Origin of the sequence: Peribacillus sp. TH16, from assembly GCF_016651095.1 — a bacterium.
Lineage (GTDB): Bacteria > Bacillota > Bacilli > Bacillales > DSM-1321 > Peribacillus > Peribacillus butanolivorans.
Map to the genome: position 1 here is coordinate 234,773 of NZ_JAEKEM010000003.1, position 22,924 is coordinate 257,696.

Genomic DNA, 22,924 nt, shown 5'->3' on the forward strand with positions numbered 1-22,924 from the left:
TTATGAAGAACGATATCGTACTAGGTATTGATTTTGGAACACAGTCTTTAAAAGTTGGTGTCTACACAGTAGAAGGAAAGCATGTTTATACGGCAAGCGCTTCTTATCCAACATACCATAGAAAAAATGGGTATTCCGAACAAAATGCGAACGACTGGTGGGGAGCGCTGCAGAAGGCCATGCAATACGTTACTCAAGCGGTCGATTCAAAAATGATAAAAGGGATATCGCTTTGTGCTACCTCTTCAACCGTTGTCTTAACAGACGAAAGCTTGAATCCGACAACCCCAGCACAATGCTGGATGGATCAGCGGGCTACAGCCGAAGAAGAAGAGATTAATAGTAATCAGCATTTTCAAGTGGAAAATCATCTGCTATTCTCTGGCAAGAAAACATCAGTTGAGTGGATGACTACAAAATCCTTATGGTTGAAAAAGCATTATGACTTAACAGGCAAAAGAATCGTCGAACAAATTGATTGGATCAATTATCAATTAACAGGAGAGCTTGTGGCATCAAAATGTAACGCCAGCTGTAAATGGAATTATGTTGATCGACTAGAAGGATTTTCTGAATCCTTCTTCAAGGAGATTGGTCTTGAAGGCATTACTGAACACTGGCCTTCAAAAGTTCTGAGTGTCGGTGATCAAGTGGGTAACATAACATCCAATGCAGCGGAGTATTTAGGCTTGGTTACAGGAATACCGGTTTTTCAAGGAGGCATTGATGCCCATATCGGTATGATTGGCTCAGGGGCTCTTGAGCCTGGTCAGCTCAGTATGATTACAGGTACAAGTTTTGTTCACTTAATGCACCACGATAAACCGGTTTTTAATGATTCACTTTGGGGTCCTTATGATTCACCGCTTCTTGAGGAACACTGGCTTCTTGAAGGTGGTCAATTATCATGCGGATCTATCATTTCATGGTTTCTACAAGAGTTTTATGGACACCGGACGGACAAAAAAGAAATTTACAAAGAACTTGAAATGGAAATTAATAAGATTGATCCAGGTTGTGAAGGGTTGCTCGTTTTAGATAGTTGGAAAGGGAATCGAACGCCATATAAGACGCCATATGCTACTGGTGCCTTTGTTGGTCTTACACTATCACATAACAAATATCACATTTATAGAGCCATTCTTGAAGCGATTGCGTTTGGTACAAAAAATGTAATCCGAACCATGAATCATTCTTCGATCCCAGTTGAAAGAATCATTGCAGGGGGTGGTGGAACACACAATGCTTGCTGGATGCAAATCATTAGTGATGTCATTGGACTTCCAATCTCGATTCCTAAAGATATTGAAACCGGTTCAAAAGGAGCAGCCATTATCGCTTCATACGGTCTAGGATTCCACCCCACCTTGAAGGATGCGTCGATATCTATGGTAGAGATGGAAAAAACCTATTACCCAGATATGGAGAAAACAAAAAAATACGATAAGTTATTTGAAATCTATTTACATTTAAATCAGGTATTATTTCCTATTATGAAACGATTGAAAAATGGAGGGGGTGACCAGAGTGAGCAACATACTCGAAATGAAGCAAGTGTCTAAATCTTTTCCAGGTGTGAAAGCGGTGCAAAATGTAAACTTCACTCTTAAAAAAGGAGAAGTACATTGTCTAATTGGGGCGAATGGAGCTGGAAAATCTACTTTAATGAAGATCTTATCAGGTGTATATACAAAAGATGAAGGCGAGATAAGATTAGAAGGAAAGCCGGTAACAATTAAAACACCTGTTGATAGTATGTCTCTTGGAATCTCAACTATTTATCAGGAGCTCTCCCTAGTAGAAGAATTGAGTTTAGCAGAAAATATTTTCCTTGGAAACTATCTAAAGCCAAATGGAGGCTTTGTAAAATGGAGAAAGATTAATGAAGAGGCAAAAAGGCTATTTTCTGTACTAGGATTATCTGTATCACCTACCATGCAAACATCTAAGGCCAGTATGGGTTTAAAACAAATGACGGAAATCGCAAAAGCCATAGCAGCTGAATGCAAAATAATAATCATGGATGAACCCTCAACTGCATTGTCCAATGATGAAGTGTTAAAACTATATGATGTTATTAAACTATTAAAAAAACAAGGGTATACGATTGTTTATATTTCTCATAAACTCGAAGAATTATACGCTGTGGGAGACCGGGTAACCGTACTTAGAAATGGAAAATGGGTTATCACAGATGAGATGAAGAATCTCGCACAGCCTGATTTAATCCGCCACATTACCGGACGTTCTATTGAAAAAAGGGATAAGGTCCATACAGAAACAAATAGGGAAGAATTCTTAAAAGTGAAAGGGTTTACAAACCATAAAATACAAGACGTTTCTTTTTCAGTAAGTAAAGGAGAAATCGTTGGTTTATACGGACTGGTAGGTTCTGGAAGGACGGAATTACTAAGAGCGATATACGGAGCAGATCCGATACAAGCAGGGGAACTAATGATGGATGGGATGAAAAAGAGTATATCCTCTCCACAAAAAGCAGTGGATGCTGGCATGGGACTTGTGCCGGAAAATAGAAAAACTGAAGGGGCTAACCTGGACTTGTCCATTTTAGAAAATGCATTTCTGCCTTCCCTTCACACCTTTTCTAAGCGGAGTTTTGTAAAACAACAGCAAATGAAAATGGTTATGCAAGAGATGATTAAGAAATTAAATATTAAAACAAGCGGTAGTGATGTGCCCATGAGGAACCTAAGCGGGGGCAATCAGCAAAAAGTCATAATTTCCAGGTGGCTCATTAATGAATCCAAACTTCTACTATTCGATGAACCTACGCAAGGAATCGATGTAGGAGCAAAAGACGAAATTTATGGCATTATGAAGGAACTTTCAAATCAAGGGACTAGCATAATAATGGCAACATCAGAAATTGAAGAATTACTCACCGTTTGTGACAGGGTACTGATAATGTTTGAAGGTAAGTTGATCAAGGAATTTTCGCACCCTTCCAATTATAAAAGCGAAATTATGAATATCGCCGTATCTGGTTAATACAAAAGGAGGCGTACTATGAATGCAAATATAGAAGTAGCTCGAGTAAAGCAAACAAAATCCCTTTCAATTAAGAATATTTTAAAGAAGTATAATCTTTTCTTTATCTTTTTAGGTTTCATCCTGATTGGCAGCATACTATCTGATCAATTTCTTTCTGTACAAAATTTACTGAATCTTCTTCAACAGTCTTCTTTTGTAGGAATCGTTAGTATTGGAATGACGTTTGTCATTTTAGTTGCTGGTATTGATTTATCTGTTGGAGCAGTGTTAGCGCTAACAGGCATGTTAGTATCGATTTTGCTCGGTACAGGAATGAATCCTATACTAGCCATAGTCATTACACTTATAGCAGGAGCCTTCTTGGGCTTCGTAAATGGATTTGTTTCCACTAAATTTAAAGTTCCGGCCTTCATCGCAACTCTTGCCATGATGGTAAGTGCAAGAGGACTTGCCTTACTATCAACAAATGGAGAGCCAATATACGATCTCCCGGAAGGCTTTACAGCATTGGGCGGGAATGTTTTTGGAAAGATTCCATTCACCGCGATTGTTTGGATTGCTTTAACGATTGTAGCCCTGGTGGTTTTAAAATACACAACATTCGGAAGAAAAATATATGCAGTAGGCGGAAATGAAGAATCATCTAGACTCTCGGGTATTCCAGTCGAGAAGTATGTTACATGGTGTTTCGTAATCGCAGGGTTGTTAGCGGCAGTGGCCGGCATTCTCATGAGCGCGTGGCTAACCGTCGGACAACCAACGGCTGGTACTGGTCTTGAGTTAGATGTTATCGCGGCAGTTGTCATAGGTGGTACAAGCCTTATGGGCGGAAAAGGTAGCATAGGTGGAACATTCATTGGTGTGCTGATCATGAGCATGATCGTCAATATCTTCAACCTGTTAGGTTTATCATCTTACTACCAATCTATATTTATGGGCTTAATCATTGTACTAGCATTAATTATGAACCAATATATCATTAATAAAAAATAAGGGGTGTTTAATTTGAAGAAAAAGTGGATGACAGGTTTAGTGGCAATGGCACTTACGTTTACGTTAACGGCATGTGGAGGCGGTGCAGCAAAAGACTCTGGTTCAAACACAAGTAAAGATGGAGGTGGTGAATCATTAGTGATTGGTTTCTCCCAAGCAACTCTTGAATCTCCTTTTTATACATCATTGGTTGATGGAGCTAAAGCAGAAGCTAAAAAAGAGAACGCCGAATTAATCGTAGTGGACGCTCAAAATGATATAGAAAAACAAAATACAGATGTGCAATCTCTTATTACAAAAGGAATCGATGTTTTGCTCATTAATCCGGTCAATCCATCAGCTGTAGCACCCGCTTTAAAAGCAGCTGAAACAGCGGGTATACCAGTTATCACAGTGGATCGTCAAACAAAAGAAGACGTCGTTTCTTATATTGGCAGGGATAATGTAGAAATGGGTCGTCTTGCTGGTGAAAAAGCTGTCGAGCTTCTAGGGGGTAAAGGAGCTACCGGTAAGGTTATTGAATTACAAGGGGACGCTGGTGGCACAGTTATGAAGGCTCGTCATGATGGATTTCATGAAGTTGTAGAGAAAGAAAAGGGAATTAAGATTATTGAAGGTCCTTACAGTGAGTATATACGTGCAAAAGCCGTTTCATCTATGCAGGATTTACTGCAGGCTCATCCGGATGTAGAACTGGTATACGCTCATAATGACGATATGGCACTTGGGGCAATGAAAGTATTAGAGCAGGCAGGAAAACTGAAAGATGTTAAAATTGTTGGAATCGATGGGTTAATGGAAGCCGTGAAAAAAATTGAAGCAGGCACGTTTCATGCAACAGTTATCAACGATCCGATTTCCCTTGGGACACTTGCTATCCAAACAGCAATCAAAACAGGAAATGGAGAAGACGTTGAAAAAGTAATGAATGCAGATACAGGATTAATTGATGAAAAAAATGCAACGAACTATGTGGACGATTCGAAAAAATTCGCGGAAATAAAATAATGGAGATGAATGAATTGAATTATGTAAAATTGATTGATCATACTTTACTTAAAGCAGAAGCCAAGAAAGAAGACATTATTAAGTTATGCGAAGAAGCAAAACAATTCGGATTTGCCTCCGTATGTGTGAATCCATCTTGGGTAGCGAAGTCAGCGGAAATCTTACATGACACGGATGTAGAGGTTTGTACGGTCATTGGTTTTCCATTAGGTGCGAATACTCCTGAAACAAAAGCGTTTGAAGCAAAAAATGCACTGGAGAATGGAGCAACAGAAGTCGACATGGTCATAAATATAGGGGCTTTGAAAGATAAAAATGATGAACTTGTCGAACACGATATACGTTCAGTAGTTGAAGCGGTGAAAGAGAAGACAATAGTGAAAGTGATTATAGAAGCTTGCTTGTTAACAGATGAAGAGAAAGTGCGGGCTTGTGAAATATCGGTAAAAGCTGGAGCCGACTATGTTAAGACTTCAACAGGATTTTCCTTACACGGAGCAACTGTTGAGGATGTAGCTTTAATGAGGAGATCTGTTGGACCAAATATCGGAGTGAAGGCTTCAGGGGGTGTCCGAAACCTTCAAGATATAGAAGCTATGGTAGAGGCAGGGGCAACTAGAATAGGGTCTAGTTCAGGTGTCCAAATATTTACTGGAAAAGTAGCCACTCCTGACTATTAATAAATGTCGGAATACAATATTAAAGATTCTTAAAAATAGAATTACTTTCTTAAGAAGTTAGCTTATACCTTATCATTGTGAGCAGAAAGTTTACACTCATTCTCTTACTCAATAAAACTAAAGGTCGGTGTTTCCTTCGCGTAAGAAATATTAGCCTTTTTCATCCTTAAATTAGGGGGGGGTTAATTCATTAATAGTCTACCGAGGTTATGTTAAATGACGAGGTAGTAGGGATATATAATGACTGCTTTTAGAGTAAATGAAGAAGGAGGTTTAAAATCGCCGTTAAGGTATCTACCTCTGCTCAAAAGCTTGACTACGGGGGTTCGAATTGCCTTCGCATTGAAGGGATTTAAAAACCTATACGGGTTATATGCGAAGTTCACCATGGTTTTCAAGATCCTAAATATTTATATGACCTACCAAAGGGAATGTGTTCTGGAAAGAGTATGATTGAAAATTGGATACTAAAAAAGAGAATTAAGGTAGCTTGAATCAGATGGAATTAGACGCTAACCTTAGTGATATAGGGCTAAACCTAAGAAAAAGGGGATAAAACAATGGAATTTTACGTTTTAAAAGGTAATTTCTCTGAGATAAAATATGATCATTGGGGTGACAGTTAGGAGAATCTAATCACCTACCAGCTAAGGTTCTTTCACAGCCGATAAAGTCTAAGTTCCAATAACTATCTATTTTCGGAACTTAGACTTTTTGTAAATAAATCTAAGTCCTAGATTCAGATTTAAGAGATATACAATAAGATATCTCTTAAAATAGTGTGTTTCTAAAAGCTTCTATATTAAATCAAATGACATTATCCATAAAACAAAAGTTAATTTTGCTGTAGAGCGAATCTCATCATCAAAAATTAGACATATAAAGGTAAACTTTTCATAAAATTGATGATTTTTGAATAATGGATGTCACCTTGCATGGGTAATTCCTGATATTAGACGTAATGATTGCCTACCGTAACAAAAAAACAAATCCATAATAAATCCATTCCTGATTATTTAAGAAATGGATTTAACAAAATTTCTCACAATATATTAGCATTTTTTGAGATGTTTGATTTTAAATTGGTCACATAATCAATGAATAGACTATCCTACCTACAACATTCAATTGGGAAAACACTCTTCTCGAACTGATTCGAGTTGGCTACTATATCTGAATCTACGAAAATAGACATAAAATTGGTTCAGCCCATTATTAGGATTTGTTTTGTGAAACAGTAAAAAGGAGTTTACTGAGTGAAAAAACATAGCTTTAGGTTTAAATTTAACCTATCAAACACCCGGAACAAATTTTCTAAATGTACGTATGACATAACATTACTCTTAAATAGAAGAACCTATTTTGATCAATCTTTTTTCAAAATGGGTTCTTTTTATTTACGCTAATATAGGGCCAGGAGACCTTTTGATCATTCCTTATTTCAAAGTTACAGTTTTAGAAGTATTCGAAAAGAAAATTTAATTTCATCACCATGTCGAGTGGTAAATTGTACCTACCATAAGATAGCATCCGGATTATTCTTAATATTTTTTATAAAATTAAAATAATTCCAAATATTCATGTAAATTAACTTTTATTAATCTATAATAAAGTCAATGGAAAAAAATGGGGGGTATCGATATTGAAGAAAAAGTTTATTGTTCCTGCAGTTCTATCGTCAGCGTTGTTGGTAGGTTCTATCCCAGTCGGTAATGTATTTGCGAAGCCGGTTGATTCGAAGGTGGCTAGTAGTGTACAAGCTTCTAAAAAGTGGAATGAGAAGGCAAGCGTTCCTGTTTTTGTGAAGGAGCGATTTGCTGAGAAATTCTCTTCTAGCAACCCTTCCAATGCACTAAATTATTTAAAGAAAAACGAAGGTAAAACCGGAATTAAAAATCCAGATAAAAACCTAAAAGTAAAAGATTCACAAAAAGATAAACTTGGTATGACCAACGTTCGCTTTAATCAATCAATAAATGGAGTGAACGTAGAAGGATCCGAAGTTATTGTTCATTTTAATAAGAATAATGAAGTCGTATCCGTCAACGGAAGAGTAAATCAGACGATTGCCGATGATGCGGTGGACACGACTGCCTCCTTAAGCAGTGATGCAGCACTAAAGCAGGCACTATCATCTGTCAATGCCCCTGAAGAGCTAACGTATGAGCCAACTTCTGAGCTTGTAGTCTATCCTTTTGAAGGAGAGAATCATACAGCTTATAAAGTGAATGTTAACTTCATGGGGGATGAGCCTGGCAACTGGTTTGTCTTTGTGGATGCAAACACGGGAGAAATCATCGATAAGTATAATGGTTTAATGCATGCTGATGAAATGAAAACACAAAAAGGTGCTGGAAAAGGGGTACATGGTGCTCACAGGGAATTACATATTACCCAAGTGAAGAAACCTAAATCTGGAACTCAGTTTGCGTTAGCTGATTACTCTCATAATGGTCTTGATGGAATACTTACGTATGATGCTAAAAATGATAATAGTTCTAGTAATGATACTCTATATGTGGGGAATTCTGCTGCATTTATCGGCGACTATGATCGGGCTCTTGTCGATGCACACTATAATTCGGAAAAGGTATATGATTATTACCTTAATGAGCATGGCCGAAATTCTCTTGACGGTGAAGGAATGGCAATCATTTCTAAAGTCCACTATGGCAATAATTACAACAATGCATCCTGGAATGGGCGTTGGATGACCTATGGGGATGGTGACGGTGAGGTCTTTATTTCACTATCAGCCGGTCTTGACGTTGCTGCCCACGAAATGACTCATGGCGTCATCACTCATACAGCAAATTTAGTTTACCGCAATCAATCTGGAGCACTAAACGAATCATTTGCTGACGTCTTTGGTGCACTTGTTGACTACGATGATTGGGAAATGGGTGAGGATATTATGGCACCAGCTGCTAAAGCTGACGGTGTAACGAGATTGCGCAGCTTGAGTAATCCAAACAGTGTTGTAGTAAGTAATGCGGAAAGAGCTGCATATGGCAGTGGAGTCTATCCGGCTCATATGGATGAATTTTATCACATGCCAACTTCGGTAGATGGCGGCGGTGTCCATGTTAACTCCTCGATTACAAACCACGCTGCATACTTGATTGGTCAAGAAATTGGAAGGCACAAGTTAGGACAAATCTACTATCGTGCAATAAGCGTTTATTTAACGCCAAATTCCGATTTTAGTGACGCTCGTAAGGCTATTGTTCAGTCTGCAATTGATATTTATGGTGAAGGCAGCAAGGAAGAGGCTGCAGCTGCTGCCGGATTTGATTCGGTGGGAATTTACTAAGTATATTATTGGATCCGCCCGCAGGAATCAATATTTTTAGCGGATTTTAGAAGAATATTGAAGTGCGTTTTATGTTCCCCCAGAATAAGAGTTTGGGGGATTTTTTGTTATGGTCTCACCAGCCTCCCATGTGTTGCCACATACAGTCTGGACACGTGGAGTGCTGTTCACTACTTGTAAGGAAAGATAAATAAGAGATGTAACAGTGATTAAAGAGCCTTTTGTAAGGCTCTTTAATTTTATTAAGTATAGAGGGTTTTAAATAGATTGCTTATATTAACAATACATAGATAAATACTGACCTCTATGCTGCCAGAGATGAAGCTCAATGTCTTAAAATTACAGCATCAATCACCAATATTTTCTGATGATGATATTTTATATATATGTACAATGTGTTAGAGGAGAGTAACATATCAGACCAAGATATAAGAAAAAAGCATGTTGAGATGTTAAAAACGAAGGCAAGTATTAAGGCAACCAATGAAAGCCAAATTAAAGTAGCGACATGTATGACTTGTGGAAGAGCAGTATCTGGTAAAGTTGAGGTCTTTTGTTTGTTAAATAAGGAGCGGTTTAAAGGTAGTATTTATTGTTATGAGCATCAAAAACCTCATATTTAAAAATGAGTAAGATTAGCTGGACATAGACAATCCCAATTTAGTAAAGCATTGAGTTCTTGTTATGAGGACTCATAATTAAATGAAGAGGTAAGGAAATAGAAGAGAGACCTTGGATTATTATCCAGGTCTCTAATCATTTTACTGCTTAGTTTATTCGTACTGTTCAATTATCTATTGATAGTAATACTCATAATATCTTTAGATTTGAACGAAAAACTTTTAATCTTAATAACGTCCTCTTTACCATTTGACCACTCAGACAGTGCCTTGAATAATTCCACATCTGGCACACCAGACAAATCAATCCAATCACTCTTAAGTTTAACTACGATTTCAAACATAATTATACCTCACCACTTTTTTCACAGTTTGGGACGGATCCAATACTTTTATCAAATACTTGTGGTCGCTGATTAATGTAGGTTGTTAGTTTTTTGTCTGATCACGTGCCTTTTCTATTTCATGCATTACTTTTTTACTCTCTTTGGATGATAAGTTCGTATATTTCTGTGTTGTTTCAATTGAATTATGTCCTAATTGGTCACGAAGTAAAATGAGATTCCCACCGTTTTTTATCCATTCGCTTGCAAAAGTATGTCTTAATTTATGCGGACTCAAAGCTTGCCCTGAAGAGAATTCTTCCTGTGAATTAAAAGCAATTGTGTATTTAGTTACTAAATCTTGAATGGCTCTGACTGAAATCGGTCTGGCCGTACCGGCATATTTAGATACAAAAACATATGAGGTACTATTTGCTCCAGGATATCGCGTTTCTCGAATTCGGAGATATTCCTTTAGGTCATTCAAAGCAGAATCTAGGATTTCTACTGTATCCGCTTTACCGCCTTTACGAATAATGTCTAATTGCTTTTTTTGAAAGTTAATGTCTTTGAACGTAAGGGAGGAAATTTCACTAACTCGAACACCACTACCAAGCATCATGCTAATAAGCGCAATATCTCTTTCCTTGTCTCGAAGAAAAGAGCCTTTTTTGTGCGGGCTGAGTGGATTCTCATAGCCATTCTTTAAGTAATCTAGAAATTCATTGATTTCCTTGTCATTCAGTATAATAGAACTTATTTTTTTTGCGCGACGGCTGGTTGTATCTTCATCTTTTTTATTTAATTTCACCTTGCTGAATACATTCCGGTAAAAATAACATTCCCCTGTTTCTTCATCCTCAGTTTCAGTCGTAAGGTAATTAAAGAGTGATTTGATCGCATTAATATTTCTTGCTACAGCATTACCTGACCGTTTTTTTATTACATCGTCTTTTTCAGAAATGATTTCTTCTTCTAAAAATTCCTTATAAAACTCAGCATTTTTTTTTGTGAGATTTTCTAAGGCAGGTAGAGGAATATATTTTATGTGATCCACTTTTGAGATTCCCTCGTGCTGCAGCCACTCGAAAAATTTTTTGTACTCATGTATGTATCCAAGCAGGGTAGAAGAGGAGTATTTTGCTCTTTTTTTGGCTTGAACAAACTCAACGACGTACTCTGGCATAGATGCCAGGTGAGTGTTTAAGCGTTTTTCATGTATAAGTGTTTCTCTTGCAGAAGCCATGTATAAAACTCCTTATGTCGAAAAATGTCGAATGTTCGCGTTAAATACAATTTTAACGAAAAGTTAACCATAATATAATTATGGTTAACTTTAGATGTTATGATCTTATAATCTTCTAATAAATAGAGTTAATTTTCTTTATCTAATTGCATGTAAATGCTTCTTTAAGCTATCTTCAACACATTCAGAAATTAAATCAATAAAATGTTCAACATTTTGTTCCACACTTGCTGCTTCTAACGTTTCATAATACCTTATTCGTTGTTCATTTTCAGCTTTAACAATAGCAGGAGGATAGCCGTTCTTCATTAAAATTAAATTCATCAAAAGTCTTGCCGTTCGTCCATTCCCATCAGAAAAGGGGTGTATATACACAAACTTAAAATGAAATAATGCTGCTAATTCTACAGGATGCATTTCATCTTGCTTTTCTTCATACCAATTGAATAGGTCTTTCATTTCATCTTGAATTTGAAGAAAATGTGGAGGCGTATGTTTACTACCTGAAATACCAACATTAAACTGGCGATACTGTCCTGCATTTTTATTGTCGATATTTTTTAATACAAGGTAATGGATATTTTTGAGTGTACTTTCATCTATAGGTTGATTTTTATTTACACACTCTTCAACAAAATCAATTGCTTCTGAATGATTAATAACTTCTAAATGTTCTTGAAGTTTTTTACCACCGATAGTTAAACCTTCTTCAAGCACAATTTTTGTCTCAAGAAGTGATAAAGTATTTCCTTCAATTGCATTTGAATTATAAGTCCATTCCACACGATAAACCTCATAAAGATTTTTAACAGCTTCTGGTGGAAGGGGTCTGAGTTGGTCTAATTCATTCTTAAGTTTATTAATTAGAGTAAAATTCTTCATAAACATACACCTTCTTATATGGTAGTTGGTATCTTTAAAAATCATTCATTATATCTATTTTATTATCTTCAGTTTAACCTCTTAGGATAATTATACCAAACTTATGTTTCTAAGTATATATATATTCGTTAAATTAGAATTTAACGCGAACTTAAAAATCTGAACATTCCGTTCCCCTTTTCCTCTATTTGTTCTGTAACAATTAACATAGCTGCTCTTGTATTGTCTCTTCGTATCATTCATGGTAATCATCAAGAATTATAAAACGCTCTTGATTCACGTAATTGTAAGAATAAAAAAGGATTTTGTTTTCTACATGTTGATGAAAGTCTATGAATTCTTTTTGATCTGGTTTTTTATTTGATTACTTGTTTCTGAGTTGATATCAATTTTTCCATTAATAAGGATTAATCTTTCCTTCTCCACTTTCTGTATAGTTGTCAGCACTCCTTTTAGCTTGTCTAATTGCCATGGGATAATTTTGAGAGTTACTTTTCCCGAACAAAATTGTAATCATAAATGAAGTCCCCTTCTATTTTAATTTAACTATGCCTCAAGTTTACTCATTATCCAGAGACACCACCTATAAATTCCCAAGTGATTCAAGGATGCTAATTTGTGGAGTATTCCTTCTGTAACTGAGCACAAAAAAAGCACCTTAAGGGCGCTTTTTTTCTGAATATATATCAAACATACTCTTTTGAACGTTTTCAGGGTGTAATGTATATTCTATCGGATTAAATATTTTATAATCTTTTTCTTTAGAAAATACATTTAGACCAATTGCTGTAACCATTTTCTTTCTTGTATAGAATTCGACGCCCTGTGTTTGTTCGCATGAAGGTCGCCATAGAAAGAATCTTTACAGCTCGAGAATGGGAAAAAACGCCATTGGTGCAGGAACGCCAACATTGACATCTAATACCTAATTCAATGTTTTCACGGAATTGAATCATGCTGACTCCATTTTGAGTAGAAATGCAAGCTCCATTCAAAAATCTTGAAATATGGCCACTCAATAGCTTCATCTAATTTACTTTATATCAGATTTTTACATTGTTTTTTACTTGTTGGTTAGGATACTTTTCAAAACGCTTTCGGAACCGATTCGTCATAGCTAAGCAAATCTCCCATAAATCAACGACAGGCTGATTGGTAAACGGCTGGGTATGCATATATCCTGGCGGTCCGAATTCCGGAGTGAAGGTTAAGTATGGGCTCCCTTTAGACTGATGATAAGCACAAATCTCGTCCCACCATTGTTCATGCTGCTTTAATGTATACTCATATTCCGGTGCACGAAAGTCTGGCACTTGGGGACCATGTTCAAAGCCAACTCTTCCATGAATGTGGATGACATGCTGAATGGCGATTGCCAGATTCTGTTTTTGATCTTCCAACATAGACTCGCAAACATTGCACCAATGACTAAAATCGGCTGTGATGTGGAGATCCGGTAAATCTTTAAGCAGTTGAACAGTACTCCATGGAGTATATGTAGCACGACCCCGATGAGTTTCATGACCAATAGGAACCCCTATTTGCTTTTCCACCCGAATCGCATTCTCAAAAAAGTTCAGTTGATCATCATAGGGCATCGAATCTTTCGCGCTATGCGTATTGATTAATATCGGTTTGAAAGCAGCAGCTCGTTCTGCTTGTTGTTCAAGCGTTACAATATGATCTTCGACCGAGTTTGGATATGGCTTTTCATTATCCTCGCGGCCGGTGTATACATGCAGGATTAGCTCCAGACTATATTTATCCAGCAACTCTCGAAAACGACCTTCATCTTCTAGAGTCGGCAACGGAGTTTCAACTCCGTTAAACCCAGCTTCGGCTATTTGTTGAAGCTGACTATCCCAATTTCCCGACATGCCCCACACGGCTTTAAACACTAGTAAATCCATGGATCTACCTCCTTTTGACTAGATATTTTGAAGCCTCAATAAGCCTTTCAGTTTTACTTTCGGATTTTCTAAGTCGCTAGATTCAACTTTTACCTGCTTCTCAATAAGTATTTCTGCTATACGAATATCTTTGGTAATACTCGCTGCCCCAATACCGCTTGCTGCAACCAATCGACCATCAGTGGACAAATGAAAGAACAGCTTGCCGTTTTTACCTAGGTCACGAATAATGGTTTTCTCTCCACAATCAACCAGTCCGATAACTTGCAAGTTTTGCTCATATTGGTCGGACCAGAACCAAGGTACAGCTGCATAAGATTCAATGGAGTCTAACATACTTCGTGCCGCGTGCGTTCCCTGGTCTTGCGCATTACGCCAAGCTTCCAACCTGATTCTCTTTCCACCATAGAGAGGATGCGGGAATGAACAGCAATCTCCGGCAGCAAAGATATTGGGATCACTCGTTGCAAGTTTCTCGCTCACACGGATCCCGTTTTCAATCTCAAGTCCGCACTGGGCGGCTAGCGATGTCTCAGGAATCGCTCCAATTCCGGCAATCACCGTATCGCAGTGGACGAATGTACCATCAGAAAGAGCAATTACATGCCCCTCGTCGGATGTTTCTATGCTTTTGATTCCTACTCCAAGCTTGAAAACTACACCGGCCTCACTGTGACGAGCCTCCACCATATATGCAATTTCTTCAGGTACACCTCGAGTTAAAATACGCGGACCTGCTTCAACAAGCGTCACGGAGCATCCTCGTTTAATCGCACTTGCTGCCACTTCAAGACCGATGAATCCACCGCCTATGACAGCAACATGCTTACCAGGCTCCAATTGTGTACGAATCTTGATTGCATCAGCAAATGTCCGTAGATATAATAAACTCAAGAGATCTGAACCCTCTATGGATAATCTACGTGGACGCGATCCAGTAGCAAGCAAGAGGCGTTCATAACGAATCTGCTGTCCATCACCAAGTATGAGAGATTGATTGTTTCTATCAATCTCTGTTACAACACTTCCAGATAAGAAGTTGACATCAAGTTGTGCTAGCTTCCTATGATTGATAATATCCACCGTTGAGGGTTCCTCCTCCGTCACCAAACAATCTTTGGATAAAGGAGGGCGCTCATATGGAGCCCTCTTTTCTTCCCCTATTAAAGTGACCGGTCCAGTCCATCCATGCGTTCGCAGCTCGACAGCTGCCCGTGCTCCTGCCTCTCCAGCACCCACAATAACCATCCCAAATTCAGCCATGATTTTTCCCCCTTCAATCAATCTTTATAAAAATTTTTCCTGATTCAACCTTAACCGGATAAGTCTTGAGATTCACACAAACTGGTGCACGTTTGGCCTCACCCGTTGTATAATCAAATCGGCCATTATGTTTAGGACATTCAATCGTATTGCCCATTACCAAACCATCCTCCAAATGAACCTTCTCATGGGTGCAATACCCGTCAGTTGCATACACTTCATCCTCGTCTGTACGATAAATTGCAAATGTTTGATCTTCATAATCAAATCGAATTACATCTTCTTCATCGATATCATCAATCATACATGTTTCAATCCAGTCTTTAAGTTCCATAAGTTAAATTCCTCCAAATATCATTGTAGTGAATCGGACAGACATCTGATTTAGTGCATCGCTTAAGGAGTACGTTACTTATAAAAAGAGACAAAGCTCCTCTGGAGTGTATAAAACGCTTTCAAGAAGTTCATTTTAAACTTTTTTGAGAACCGTTTTCTGAGTATGAACCTTCCAACACATGGTGTCTCCTCAACCATTCGATGTCCCTTCCCTAGGTACTGGCTCCTTAACTTCTGGACCATACCTATACGGATTTGCAGTGTCAGGTATAGTGCTTATGATCACATAGTCAGGATCTTTATTCTGCTTCAACATCGCTGCAAGAGTTTCTTTTAAGGCTGCCCGGAAACTTGGGCGTGCTTGCGGACAATCGGCTTTCATCTCTTCATGCAAATCCGGTAGTGCGTGATAAGGAACCATCGGGAACATGTGATGTTCAATGTGATAGTTCATGTTCCAATAAAGGAAGCCAATAATTCGATTTGTATAGAAAGTCCGTGAATTCAATCGATGATCAAGAACATCTTCTTTGAGACCCAAGTGTTGCGTAATACCCAAAAGAATGGTAAGTGCACTGCCATAGAAAGTCGGTAATCCAATAAGCATAGCTGGCAGAATACTTCTCATAGAGATGCACCAAGCGATGATTGCAGCAAAAATAAGTATCCATATCCTTGATTCCCAACATGTTTTCCGCTGCTCAGATTCCGGCATGTATTCGCCTTCCTCTTTATCTAGCTTCCCGAAGCAGTGAATGACTACTCTCATCAATGACTTTGGCCCACCATAAAGATGAAAAATTTCCATCGCTATTATTCTCCACACCGGAGGTCTTGGGGCGATAATTTCCGGGTCACTTCCTACAATAATCGTGTCCGTATGGTGGCGGGTATGGCTCCATCGCGAAGGTGTAGCTGGCCTTAGGCTCATAAAAGAAGCAATTTGATACACGGCCTCGTTCATCCAAGGTGTTTTAAAAGCCGTTCCATGTCCACATTCATGCCACCGAGAGTCTGCTGGTGTCATGTAAAGGATTCCGTATAATACAAAGGCTGGAATAGCCCACCAGGTACCCCATGACAAGTACGCGAGGATTCCCGAAATAATGAGTAGACCGAACCAAATCAACGTATCGCGTATTGCTGGACCGTCCTTACGCTTCATCAACTGTTTAAGTCGTTTGCGCGGGATTGGACATGTATACCACTCGGCAGACACAAGCCCCTTTTCCGATGCCACCTTTTTTTCCGAACCGGTTATACTATAGTCTCTTCGTTTGGTTACGACATTCAAAATTTTCTCCTCCTTATTCATTTCTTGAATAAGCACTTCATTATCTGCAAAAGTTCTGATTTCCTAAATTTATAATCACTACAATTGCATCGGATTCCCTCCGGTACTTTCCTATTAAGATTTTTTATTTTTACGAGCATCGATTAATACAGCACTTACAATGATGATACCTTTTAATATTTGTTGCCAGTAAGAAGATACACCCAATAAATCGAGCCCATTATTCAGAACACCTATAATAAGCGCACCTATCATTGTTCCACCAATCGTTCCCACTCCACCAGACAAACTTGTTCCACCAATAACTGCTGCAGCAATGGCATCTAGCTCAAACATATTCCCCATACTTGGTTGACCTACACTGATTCTCGCTGTTAACATCATCCCAGCAATCGCAGCTAGTAAGCCAGCATAGGTGTAAATCATGATTTTGTAACGGTCTACATAGATACCACAAATTCTCGCTGCTTGTTCATTACCACCAATCGCATACGTATACTTACCGAACTTTGTTTTACTTAACATGAAATGTGAGATCATTCCCATCGCGATAAAGACTATAATCGGAAATGGAATGCCCATAATTTCACCTTTTCCAATAAAAAGAAATGATTGGGATAAATCAGGAATCGGTCTTCCATCACTATATAATAATGCTAAACCTCTAGCCGCAATCATCATTCCTAAAGTAGCAATAAACGCAGGGATTTTTCCTTTAGCTGTAATAGTACCATTGATCAAACCAGCAAGAGCACCAATCCCAAGTCCAATTGCTAATGGTACAACAACCGAATACTCGCCAGGATGTGCGAAACTAGCTGATACGACAGAAACTAAAGCAATAACTGAACCTGAAGATAAATCAATTCCCGTTGTTATAATAACCATCGTTACACCCATTGCGACAATACCAATAAATGAAATTTGGCGTACCACATTAAATAAGTTTTGAGTCGTTAGAAAGGCTTCGGAAAGAAATGACATCATCACCATCATCGCAAGTAATACTAGGAAAATCCCATACTTATTAGCTATTTGGGATCCTTTCTCTTTCCAAGCAATTTTATTATTGCTAGCATTTGTAACTGTGTTGCTAACTGGATTACTCATCTTATAACCTCCCCATGAACTATGAACTATAAGCAACTTCTAATATTTTCTCTTGATTTGCTTCTTCCCTACTTAATTCACCTTTTTTATAACCTTCATGCATGACAATGACTCGATCACTCATCCCTAATACTTCAGGCATTTCAGAAGATATCATTATGATTGCTTTCCCATCTTGCGCTAATTTTGACATAAGTTTATGAATCTCAGATTTTGCTCCAACATCAATACCTCTTGTTGGCTCATCTAAAATAAGGATGTCAGGATCATTTAACAGCCATCTCGCAAGCAAAACCTTCTGTTGATTTCCACCGCTCAAATTCATAATAAGTTGATCAATACTAGGTGTTTTAATATTTAATTTTTCTACTTGTTCGTTACAAGTTTCATCCACTAATTTTTTATTTATATAGCCATGTTTTAAAAATTGATCTACATTAGAAATAATCATATTTTCTCTAATTGAAATTGGAAGAATTGCACCTATTTTTCGATCTTCAGTTAATAATGAAAGCTTGTGCATAATGGCATCTCGAGGTGATTTAATGTTTACTTTTTCACCATGAATGTAAATGTCTCCAGAGTCAGGGGGATCAATACCAAAAATACTTTCGATTATCTCTGTCCTTCCTGAACCCATTAACCCTGCGATTCCTAATATCTCGCCTTTTCTAACTTCAAAGCTAATATTATTGAATTTTCCTTCTTTTCTTAGATTGTTAACAGATAACACAACTTCTTTAATTTCTGCCTTTTCTTTATGAAAGACTTGTTTAATTTCTCTGCCAACCATCATTTGAATTAATGTATCCTGATTTAATTCATGTGCACCTTTTGTACCGATATATTGACCATCTCTAAAAACAGTAAGTTCGTCACAAATTTTAAATATTTCATCCATTTTGTGTGAGATATAAATAATAGAAACACCTTTTGCTTTTAAAGAATTAATAATTTCAAATAATTGCTCCACTTCTTTTTCTGTAATGGCAGAGGTTGGCTCATCCATAATAATTAAATCAGCATTATATGATACAGCAGTCGTAATTTCTACCATTTGCATATTCGCTATGCTAAGGTCTTTCATTTTTGAGTTAGGATCAATGTTCATATTGAGTTTATTAAATAAGCCTCTTGCATCTTCAATCATTTTCTTATTATTAACCCATCCTAATTTCCCATAAGAAGGTTCCCTGCCTAAGAAAATATTTTCAGCTACAGTCATATGGGGAACTGGGGTTAGCTCTTGGTGAATCATAGATATCCCATTCTTTAACGCTTCCTTCGTACTTGATACTTTCAATTCTTTCCCCTTAAACTTAATCGTTCCTTTGTCAGGTGTATAAATTCCGAAGATAATTTTCATGAGTGTAGACTTCCCAGCACCGTTTTCTCCCATTAAGGCATGAACAGAACCTTTTTTGACCTTCAGTTGAATATTATCTAGCGCTTTTACTCCAGGAAATTCTTTTGTGATATTTTCCATTTCTAAGATATAGTCGCTCCCCATGCCGATCCCTCCCAGTTAATAAAATGATGACTATGTAATGAAAGGAAACTCAGCAAAAATGCTAACCTTTCATTATTCTATTCGATCCTAGATCATATTTAGTTACACTTACTGCATCTATATTATGCAAACACTCTTGGTAACGTATTTTTTAGTAGTTTCGTAGATTTTGTTACCGCGGTTAATTGATCCATTGTTTGATCTTCATTTTCAAGACTTATAGGACCATCATAACCAATCATATTAACGATCGAAAAGAATTCACTCCACCAAAGAGTATCGTGTCCATATCCCAAAGCGGCGAAATTCCATGAACGCTCGGTAAATAAATCTGTCGTTTTTGTATCAAGTAGTCCATCCGTTCCGACTAATCCTCTTTCGACACGTACATCTTTTGCATGAATATGATAAATGGCACCTCCTAAATGCCTGGCTGCTAAAATGGGATCTCCACCCATCCAAAATAAGTGGCTAGGATCAAGATTCATTCCAATCATTTCTCCTATTTGGTTTCTTAATTTAAACAGCGTTGCTGGGTTATATACTAATTGACATCCATGATTTTCCAAGGCGATTTTTTCTATTCCATGTTCTTTCGCTTTTTTTACAGTTTTTTCCCAGTAAGGGAATGCTTTCTCATTCCACTGCCAGTTCAGTATTTCAGTAGTTTCTGGAGGCCAGCTTGTTGTTATCCAGTTAGGTGATTTATCCTCTGGCCCTCCCCCAGGAAGTCCAGACATCATGACAATCTTTTTTATTCCTAAAAGCTCCGCAAGCCTAAATGTTTTTTCCACTACTATCTGATGAGCCTTACCTTCTTCATTTGGAGCTAATTGATTTCCAGAACAATTTAGTGCCTCTATGCCAAGGCCCTTACTTATTATTGAATTTACAAATTTTTCTCTTTCTATAGAACTCTCCAATAATTCGTCTATTTCAATATGTGGTGCATTGGACCAATTACCACATGCAAATTCTAGAGATTCATAGCCTAAAGATGCTGATGTATCAATCATATCTTCAAAAGATAAGGAACCCAAAGAATCCGTCACTAGACAAAGTCGCATCATCAAAACTCCCTACTAAATTAATGTAATTCCACCAGCTATCGTTTCACAGACATGAAGGATTTGAGGACACCCTAGAGAAAGCCCTCATGTCCTCCTTCGTTCTTTTATCTTTCCAACTTCTTCAAATACTCATCAACATTTTCCTTGGTTACTAATTTAAAAGGAACATTTACAAATTTCCCTTCGATTTTCTCCCCTTTTGCAGCCTTTACCGCGGTTTCAATCGCACCTTCCCCTTGGCCATAACCATCCTGGAAAGTAGTAACATTCAATTTTCCTTGTTTGACATAGTCCAAACCATCCGCTGTACCATCGATACCAGCCACGATGATGTCGCTACGCTTTCCGGATTCTTCAAGAGCCATAATCGCCCCAATTGCCATTTCATCATTGTTAGCGACAACGGCATCGATTTCTTTACCGGATTGAATCCAGTTTTCCATTAACGTCATTCCTTGTGATCTTTGGTAATCTGCAGTCGCTTCAAGTACGATCTTCAAATTCGGGTGTTTTTCAATTACTTTTTTATTTCCCTTTGTTCTTTTTGCGACTGAGTCATGACCTAATGTTCCGTTTATAATTGCAATATTTCCTTTTCCATCTAACATCTCAGCCACTTTTTCCATTTGAATAATCCCTCCCTCAAGGGACTCGGAACCAACGAAAGCATAAATTTTTTCCATTGTGTCCTCTTCGGGCATTCTGTTTACGACTATGACAGGTATTCCCGCTTCGTTCGCAGCAACAACCATTGGATCAAGCGCAGCTGTCTCAACTGGATTGATGACAATTGCGTCTACCTGTTGAGCAATCATGGTTTCAACTTGCGAAATTTGCTTTCCAGCATCGTTTTTTGCATCAACCATGTCAACTTTTACATCATCATGTTGCTTGTCGTACTCCTCAATACCACCAATTAAGTATGTGAACCAATCCTCGAACGCTGGCATGGCTACACCAATGACAATTTGATTTTTACCTCCATCACCTGAAGTTACTTTTGAAACACAACCAGCTAGTAAACTTGTTATTAAAACAGTAACCATAACCATACTTGTCATTTTCTTGAGTTTCAAAATGAAAATCCCCCCTTATATTTGTTTTATGAACCTTAGAGAACAAAACATAAGATGTGGTATTGCCCTAAGTGCCTTCACCTTTCAAAAAAGGTAGCGCTTTCAATTGATTACAAAGTGTTGGAAGACAATGTGTATCCATAACCAATACCCATTTCAACTACTTATGAGTAAAGTATATAATGGTAATATAAATTGCCGACCTACTCACTTTTGATTCCTTTTATATCACCTAGTAATTTTCGAATGACTTGATGATATATTTACGAACGTTTTTCTTTCGATTGATTCAAAACATGCTTCAATCACATTCAGATTCTGAATTGTGTTTTCTATCATATAGTTAGGGATTTTCCCTTCCAACACACATCGTGAGAAGTATTCGACTTGAAGGACGTACTGATGTCCAATCAACTTCTCCTCCCTATACTTTCCATCCTCTCCATTTATCACAATGAGAGCTTCACCATTATTAAAATGCGGTACAAAGGCGTTTGGCACCCGAATGCTGCCCTTTGTTCCAATAATCTCGTAATAATCGATTCGTGTTCGATCCATTGCAGCATCGAATAACGCTGTCACTCCATTATCAAAATCCAATACTCCTACTACAGACATATCTACTTGACTATCAGGATTCTTTTTCATTGAGGCATAGACCCTACTTGGTTCAGCGCTTAAAACATTTCGGATGGAGTGAATGCAGTAACATCCCACATCATACAGGCTCCCACCGCCTAATTCTGGCTTCACACGTATGTTTCCAGCTTTGTCTTCAAGATAAAACGAAAGGCTAGATTTCATTATTTTTAACTCACCGATCTCACCAGAAGCAATAATCTCCTTAACTCTTTGGTGTTGAGGGTGAAATTGATACATAAAGGCTTCCATAAAAAGTACACTATTTTTCTTGCAGACTTCTATCATTTCTTCCGCTTCTCCAGCAGTTAATGCTGCCGGTTTCTCACATAGAACATGCTTCCCTTTTTCTGCCGCTCTCTTTACCCAATGGGAATGAAGTGCATTCGGTAACGGAATATAAACAGCATCAATATCTGGATCTATTAACAATTCATCATAAGATTCATAAACTTTTGGAATACTAAATTTCAAAGCCATGTCCTTTACTTTTGGATTGGAACTAGCAATGGCAGTGACTTCCGCATTAGCAGCATCCATATATGCAGGCAGTAATTCATCTTGAGCAATTTGCGCAGTACTTAAGATTCCCCAACGAACAAATGTAGTCATTGATTTCAACTCCTCCAAGTTTTTTCT

18 protein-coding genes and 1 pseudogene are annotated in these 22,924 nt (G+C 37.8%); 6 read left to right on the plus strand and 13 right to left on the minus strand.

The genetic code is table 11. The features are described 5' to 3' along the window. Window positions 1–2: 2 nt before the first annotated feature. From JFV29_RS12470 to JFV29_RS12495, 6 genes are all read left to right on the plus strand, one after another. Window positions 3–1,562, plus strand: a complete 1,560-nt coding sequence (locus JFV29_RS12470; protein ID WP_201183938.1) for an FGGY-family carbohydrate kinase — start codon at window positions 3–5, stop codon at window positions 1,560–1,562. Continuing rightward, window positions 1,528–3,009, plus strand: a complete 1,482-nt coding sequence (locus tag JFV29_RS12475; RefSeq protein WP_201183941.1) for a sugar ABC transporter ATP-binding protein — start codon at window positions 1,528–1,530, stop codon at window positions 3,007–3,009. Before JFV29_RS12470 ends, JFV29_RS12475 begins: the two co-directional genes overlap by 35 nt. 18 nt (window positions 3,010–3,027) lie before the next feature. Continuing rightward, window positions 3,028–4,005, plus strand: a complete 978-nt coding sequence (locus JFV29_RS12480; protein ID WP_201183945.1) for an ABC transporter permease — start codon at window positions 3,028–3,030, stop codon at window positions 4,003–4,005. A 12-nt stretch (window positions 4,006–4,017) separates the two neighbouring features. Continuing rightward, the gene (locus JFV29_RS12485; protein WP_201183947.1) at window positions 4,018–5,013 is read left to right on the plus strand and encodes a substrate-binding domain-containing protein; all 996 of its coding nucleotides are present in this window, start codon (window positions 4,018–4,020) and stop codon (window positions 5,011–5,013) included. Between the two features lie 5 nt (window positions 5,014–5,018). Beyond that, entirely contained in the window at window positions 5,019–5,693 is a 675-nt protein-coding gene (gene deoC / locus JFV29_RS12490; protein WP_201183949.1) for a deoxyribose-phosphate aldolase, read from the plus strand. A 1,642-nt stretch (window positions 5,694–7,335) separates the two neighbouring features. Continuing rightward, window positions 7,336–9,006 (plus strand): M4 family metallopeptidase, encoded by a 1,671-nt coding sequence (locus JFV29_RS12495; RefSeq protein WP_201183951.1) that lies wholly within the window; start codon window positions 7,336–7,338, stop codon window positions 9,004–9,006. Window positions 9,007–9,796: 790 nt separating this feature from the next. On the opposite strand, the gene JFV29_RS12500 is transcribed toward JFV29_RS12495, so the two are convergent. The 13 genes and pseudogenes from JFV29_RS12500 to JFV29_RS12565 all read right to left on the minus strand — a co-directional run bounded on the left by JFV29_RS12500 (window position 9,797) and on the right by JFV29_RS12565 (window position 22,897). Next, complete coding sequence (locus JFV29_RS12500) at window positions 9,797–9,970, minus strand: hypothetical protein (protein WP_201183953.1); 174 nt, start codon at window positions 9,968–9,970, stop codon at window positions 9,797–9,799. A gap of 85 nt (window positions 9,971–10,055) precedes the next feature. Then, window positions 10,056–11,195, minus strand: a complete 1,140-nt coding sequence (gene xerS, locus JFV29_RS12505; protein ID WP_201183956.1) for a tyrosine recombinase XerS — start codon at window positions 11,193–11,195, stop codon at window positions 10,056–10,058. A gap of 138 nt (window positions 11,196–11,333) precedes the next feature. After that, entirely contained in the window at window positions 11,334–12,077 is a 744-nt protein-coding gene (locus JFV29_RS12510) for a Fic family protein (RefSeq protein WP_201183959.1), read from the minus strand. A gap of 784 nt (window positions 12,078–12,861) precedes the next feature. Further along, window positions 12,862–13,109 (minus strand): annotated as a pseudogene (locus tag JFV29_RS12520) (aldehyde dehydrogenase family protein); the annotation flags it as partial. Between the two features lie 11 nt (window positions 13,110–13,120). Continuing rightward, entirely contained in the window at window positions 13,121–13,987 is an 867-nt protein-coding gene (locus tag JFV29_RS12525; RefSeq protein WP_201183964.1) for a sugar phosphate isomerase/epimerase family protein, read from the minus strand. A gap of 18 nt (window positions 13,988–14,005) precedes the next feature. Then, a complete protein-coding gene (locus tag JFV29_RS12530) occupies window positions 14,006–15,250 on the minus strand; it encodes an NAD(P)/FAD-dependent oxidoreductase (RefSeq protein ID WP_201183966.1) in 1,245 nt (414 codons plus the stop codon). A gap of 13 nt (window positions 15,251–15,263) precedes the next feature. After that, the gene (locus tag JFV29_RS12535; protein WP_201183969.1) at window positions 15,264–15,584 is read right to left on the minus strand and encodes a MocE family 2Fe-2S type ferredoxin; all 321 of its coding nucleotides are present in this window, start codon (window positions 15,582–15,584) and stop codon (window positions 15,264–15,266) included. A 192-nt stretch (window positions 15,585–15,776) separates the two neighbouring features. Then, entirely contained in the window at window positions 15,777–16,880 is a 1,104-nt protein-coding gene (locus JFV29_RS12540) for a fatty acid desaturase family protein (RefSeq protein ID WP_242486854.1), read from the minus strand. A 114-nt stretch (window positions 16,881–16,994) separates the two neighbouring features. Continuing rightward, a complete protein-coding gene (locus JFV29_RS12545) occupies window positions 16,995–17,990 on the minus strand; it encodes an ABC transporter permease (protein ID WP_201183975.1) in 996 nt (331 codons plus the stop codon). Between the two features lie 19 nt (window positions 17,991–18,009). Next, on the minus strand, window positions 18,010–19,500 hold the full coding sequence (locus JFV29_RS12550) for a sugar ABC transporter ATP-binding protein (protein ID WP_201183978.1): 1,491 nt from the start codon (window positions 19,498–19,500) through the stop codon (window positions 18,010–18,012). Window positions 19,501–19,622: 122 nt separating this feature from the next. After that, window positions 19,623–20,567 (minus strand): sugar phosphate isomerase/epimerase family protein, encoded by a 945-nt coding sequence (locus tag JFV29_RS12555; protein ID WP_201183981.1) that lies wholly within the window; start codon window positions 20,565–20,567, stop codon window positions 19,623–19,625. Between the two features lie 107 nt (window positions 20,568–20,674). Continuing rightward, window positions 20,675–21,646: a sugar ABC transporter substrate-binding protein gene (locus JFV29_RS12560; protein WP_201183983.1), complete on the minus strand. Its 972-nt coding sequence runs from the start codon at window positions 21,644–21,646 to the stop codon at window positions 20,675–20,677. A gap of 228 nt (window positions 21,647–21,874) precedes the next feature. Beyond that, complete coding sequence (locus JFV29_RS12565) at window positions 21,875–22,897, minus strand: Gfo/Idh/MocA family protein (RefSeq protein WP_201183986.1); 1,023 nt, start codon at window positions 22,895–22,897, stop codon at window positions 21,875–21,877. Window positions 22,898–22,924: the final 27 nt, after the last annotated feature.